The organism is Paenibacillus sp. A3 (assembly GCF_001399685.1).
In the GTDB taxonomy this organism is placed as follows: domain Bacteria; phylum Bacillota; class Bacilli; order Paenibacillales; family NBRC-103111; genus Paenibacillus_G.
This window is the reverse complement of sequence record NZ_JTHN01000237.1, coordinates 1-4,620: the sequence shown is the minus strand read 5'-3', so window position 1 is coordinate 4,620 and position 4,620 is coordinate 1. Positions and strand designations below refer to the sequence as shown.

Below are 4,620 nucleotides of genomic sequence, written 5' to 3'. Positions count from 1 at the left end.
CCACCTCTATTTGTCTGAGTTTTTCTACTTCTAGGGTTCCTCAACAGTCTAAGGTCAGCTATGACCTTTTCTTTTTACATACAAAGTTAGTGGATGCTAACCAAAAGGAGCGGGTTCAGTCATGAAAAAAGTTTTGATCGTGCAAGGAAATCCGGTGGAGCACAGCTACGGATGGGCGCTTGGAGAGGCTTATGCGGAGGGAGCTGCAGCTTCCGGGGCTGAGGTTCGGGTAATTCGTCTGGCAGAGCTGGATTTTAACCCGAATCTGTCGGGCGGATACAAGCATAAGCTTCCGCTGGAGGACGATCTGGTCAAGGCGCAGGAGTCCATCCGGTGGGCGGAGCATCTGGTCTTTACATATCCGATCTGGTGGGGAGGTCCGCCTGCGCTGCTCAAGGGCTTTCTCGACCGCGTCTTCCTGCCGGGCTACGCATTTAAATACAAGAAAGGCTCCTCGCTTCCCGATCAGCTGCTCAAAGGCAGAACGGCGAGGCTGATCGTGACGATGGATGCGCCGCTCTGGTATTACCGGCTCGTGCAAGGCCAGCCGGGTCATCGGATGATGAAGCTATCCACGCTGCAGTTTTGCGGCATCCGGCCCGTCAAGGTCACCTCCATCGGTCAAGTCGGCAAGTTGACGGACATGGAGCGAGAGCATTGGTTGGTGAAAGTGAACCGTCTGGGACAAGCTTTGGCGTAAGCGACAAGAAGCCTGTGCCTCCCGCAAGGGGACACAGGCTTCTTGTGCAGATCAGTGGGAAGCCGCCGCTTCGGCTGCCGGGTCCAGCTTCTCCCTGCTCATTGCGAAGGCTGCAACAAGCGCCAAGCCTGCCGGGATCAGGCTCCAGGCAAACGTCAGGACGACGGAGGACGACAGCCCTTCCGCGATCGTGCCCAGCGCTTGCGGAGGGATCTGGGCCCGGGTGGCCGGGTCCAGCAGCGCATGCGGGTCGCTGAAGTCGAGGCCCTGCGGGACGGCGGCTTGACCGCTTCCGGTAAAGGCATCCGTCAGCTTCCGGGTCAGCGCATGGCTTTGGATGATGCCGAACAGCGTGATGCCGAGGGTCATGCCGAGCGAACGAAGGAAATTGAGCGTAGACGTCGCCGCCCCGCGCTGGCTGGCCGGGAACGAATGGATCGCCGCGTTGCTGAGCACGGAGAAGGAAGCTCCGATGCCGAGGCCCGTCAAGATCATGTACAGCGTGACGATCAAACGCGGCGATTCGGGCGTCAAGGTCGTGAGAAGGGCGAGACCCAGTACAAGCAGGACCAGCGTCGGAATCATGATCGACCGGAACGGTATCTTTGTCATCAAGAAACCGCCCAAGGTCGCCGTAACGACCGAGCTGAGCATCATCGGCAGCAGCATGAGACCGGAATTGGTGGCCGTTCCGCCAAGCACGCCTTGAATGAAGATCGGAATATACACGGAGGCCGTAATGAACGCCGCTCCGCTCAAAATCGCAACGGCATTGCTTGTCGCGTAGAGACGGTTCCGGAACATGCCGAACGAAATGATCGGCTCTTCGGCACGCTTTTCGACGAACAGGAACAGCAGGGTAAGGACCGCAAATCCGGCGAACAAGCCCAAGATTTGAATCGAGCCCCAGGCATACTGCTTGCCGCCGAGCTCCATCGCGAACATGAGGCAGACGACGGCTCCGACCAGTGTGGTGGCCCCCCACCAGTCGATCCGCTGCTTCGAATGAACCGGCGACTCTTTATAGAAGAACGCAATCATGACAAACGAGATTAAGCCAAGCGGCAGGTTGATATAAAAAATCCAGCTCCAGTGGATGTAATCCGTAATGTAAGCCCCGAGCAGCGGACCGAAAATACTGGACATGCCGAACACCGCGCCGAATAGCCCGCCGAGCTTACCCCGGTTCTCCGGCGTGACCGTGTCGAACATGATCGTAAACGCAATTGGCACCAAGGCCCCGCCGCCAATTCCTTGAATCGCGCGGTAGATGCTTAATTGTACGATCGAAGTCGCGGTTCCGCAGAGAACGGAGCCGAGCATAAAGACGATGATCCCGAAGACGAAAAATCGTTTGCGTCCATACATATCGGATAGTTTGCCGAAGATCGGCATTCCTGCCATTTCCGCCACCATGTAGGCGGAGGTCGCCCAGACGAATTTATCGAGTCCGCCGAGCTCCCCGACGATCGTTCCGATCGCGGTCGCCATGATGGTATTGTCCATCGAGGCCATCAGGATCGCGAGAAGCAGCCCCGCTACGACCATCCCGGTTTTGTTGTTTGTTTTGCTCATGAGTCGTTGTCTACCTCCGATATGAAATGTTTTAAGCTTTATAGACATACTATACCTTAGTCTAACTGACAACTGGATGTCAGGATTCAGCGGTTGGATATAAAGTTTTTTTGGAGATATGGGGGTGCGGGGGGTTCGTAAAAGGGGGAGTGTTTTCACATGACTTATTTTGTCGAAAGATATAAAACGTAAGCGGCGCAAATGAAAAACCACCGATTAGCTTCACAGACGGGCCTTCGGTGGTTTTTCTCCGCTTACTAAAGTTTCATTACAGCGCACCGTGGGTTAGCGTCCAGCAGACCATGATGTGCGACCAACACTTCAGGGTCTGATAGAAGATCGGCAGCCTTGTTACGCTAACGAGCAGGAGGCTCACAGAAATCGATCATCATACACCAGCATAAAGGATCACTCCCCCCACAATGAGGGCAACAACCTCCTGTATATGTAATTCTAGCTGTATCTGAATGAAGCACACCATAATCAGTAATCGGTTCGACGCCCGGGATCGGTTCGTCTTCTGGGATCTCCCGCACTTTCATGTCCGACCACTTTCCGCTCCAGGAACAGATACTGCACTTTAGAATCTCTTCCGAATGGTTCAACGCATTCTGGATGACGATTGTGCATTCTCTACTGTAGGTATTACAAGAAGGACAATTGTGTATTTTCATGATTCATCACCTCTCGGCAAAAGTGAGCTCTCTGTTTCGTAGTTTCTTAAACCCGAGATATCCTCTGAATTCCGGGGTAGGCTGTACATACTGTATCCAAGCAGGTGAGGTAAATCCGATTCTTTTAAGACCGCATGCCGATGGGGCGAACATGGCCCCTTAAACAACAAAGGCGCTCCCGCCGAATAGACGAACGGAAGCGCCTTTACAACGAATCAAGCCCCGTCTTCCTTGAAGCGGAAGCTGCGGGCGATGTAGAGCACCGGCGTCGAAGCGACGGAGATGACGAATTTGAACAAGTAGGTCGTCAGCAAAATTTGCAGCCAGACGTCCAGCGTATACACCCCGGCGAAAGCGATGGTGCAGAAGACCAGCGAGTCCACAAGCTGGCTGAGCCCCGTGCTGCCGTTCGTCCGGATCCAGAACTGGTTGTAAACGGGAAATCGCTTCTTCAGATAGCTGTACACCCGCACGTCGAGGAACTGGCTGATAAAGTAGGCGCATAGACTGGCCGCGGCCAGTCGCGGCATTAAGCCGAAGATCGTCTCGAGCGAGCTCTGCGCGATGTCGCTTTCCTGCGGCGTGAACACGAGCGCCATCTGCATGATGACCGTCGAAGCGACCAAGCTGAAAAAGCCAAACCATACCGCCTGCTTGGCTTCCTTCGTCCCATATTTCTCGTTGAGCAGGTCTGTCGACATGTAGATCGACGTGTAGATGGTGTTGCCGAGGGTCATCACGATGCCGAGCAGCTCGATCGTTTTGACGACTTGGATATTGGCCAGCACGGTAGCGAAGCCGATCCAGGCGTACAGTCCTTTCTTCCCGAAAAAACGATAGCAAAGCAGAAACAAAGCAAAATTCACGACGACAAACAAAATTCCCCATGCCAAATTAAACACGTACCGTTTCCCCCTTAGTTTTGATAACGCGGGATGGTCTCGAACCGCGGATGGGCCGGAAGCCCGATCGAATAACAGAATAGCAGAAACGACCAAGAAAAGGAATGGAACGATTTTACATAAAAATCATAAAAATCCCCTGAAAAGCCGCAGCATCGTTCGACAACGTGCGGTTCAGGGGACGTTCGGGCGGCAAACAATATACAGTTCCGCAGAGGGAGGCCCTTATTTCTTGGCGGCGAGCCAGTCGCTGAGGGCGCCGGTATCGGTGTCGGACAGCCTGCCTTTGAAGCCGGGCATCGCCCCACGGCCATTCGCGACGATCGCTGCGATCTGGTCCTTGGAGTACTTGCCGCCTACCTTCGTCAGGTTGGGGCCGACGCCGCCTTCAAAATTGGCGCCATGACAGCTGAGGCAATTTTGCTTATAGATCGCTTGGGCATCCACGGTAACAGTTCCGCCTCCCGGGGCGGGGGTTGCGGCTCCTTGATCCGCAGGCGGCGTTTTGGCGGGTTGACCACAGGCAGACAGCGAAACGGCAAGGAGAAAGGCGGCGCATACGAATGTTTTGTTCATCTGGCGAGCTCCTTTGGAAGAATGCTGAAACTTGTCGGCCAGGAAACCTTGGCCCTCCAACAAGCTTCGAACCCTGTGTGTTCAGGGACGTCTGATCTAGGTTTTCCTGCGCCGTTTTTTTCATGCACGGGCTGCGGCGGACAAGACAGCTCGATCCAGGCTGCTGCCCTTGCTATAATAGAGCTGGAACGGG

The 4,620-nt window shown here is 54.7% G+C and carries 4 protein-coding genes; 1 reads left to right on the top strand and 3 read right to left on the bottom strand.

Features of this window, described 5'->3' with window-relative positions; all coding sequences use genetic code 11:
* The first annotated feature begins 121 nt into the window (after positions 1 to 121).
* Positions 122 to 700, top strand: a complete 579-nt coding sequence (locus QJ48_RS30185) for an NAD(P)H-dependent oxidoreductase (RefSeq protein WP_054977063.1) — start codon at positions 122 to 124, stop codon at positions 698 to 700.
* Positions 701 to 751: 51 nt separating this feature from the next.
* Here QJ48_RS30185 and QJ48_RS30180 read toward each other — a convergent pair whose 3' ends face one another.
* From QJ48_RS30180 to QJ48_RS30170, 3 genes are all read right to left on the bottom strand, one after another.
* Positions 752 to 2,275 (bottom strand): MDR family MFS transporter, encoded by a 1,524-nt coding sequence (locus QJ48_RS30180; RefSeq protein ID WP_054977062.1) that lies wholly within the window; start codon positions 2,273 to 2,275, stop codon positions 752 to 754.
* An 889-nt stretch (positions 2,276 to 3,164) separates the two neighbouring features.
* A complete protein-coding gene (locus tag QJ48_RS30175; protein WP_054977061.1) occupies positions 3,165 to 3,851 on the bottom strand; it encodes a queuosine precursor transporter in 687 nt (228 codons plus the stop codon).
* Positions 3,852 to 4,076: 225 nt separating this feature from the next.
* Complete coding sequence (locus QJ48_RS30170) at positions 4,077 to 4,427, bottom strand: cytochrome c (RefSeq protein ID WP_054977060.1); 351 nt, start codon at positions 4,425 to 4,427, stop codon at positions 4,077 to 4,079.
* Positions 4,428 to 4,620 lie beyond the last annotated feature (193 nt).

Excerpts from the sequence above, each read along its gene's own strand:
- QJ48_RS30185 (WP_054977063.1), top strand. The coding sequence starts at position 122 with ATGAAAAAAGTTTTGATCGTGCAAGGAAATCCGGTGGAGCACAGCTAC.
- QJ48_RS30180 (WP_054977062.1), bottom strand. The coding sequence starts at position 2,275 with ATGAGCAAAACAAACAACAAAACCGGGATGGTCGTAGCGGGGCTGCTT.
- QJ48_RS30170 (WP_054977060.1), bottom strand. The coding sequence starts at position 4,427 with ATGAACAAAACATTCGTATGCGCCGCCTTTCTCCTTGCCGTTTCGCTG.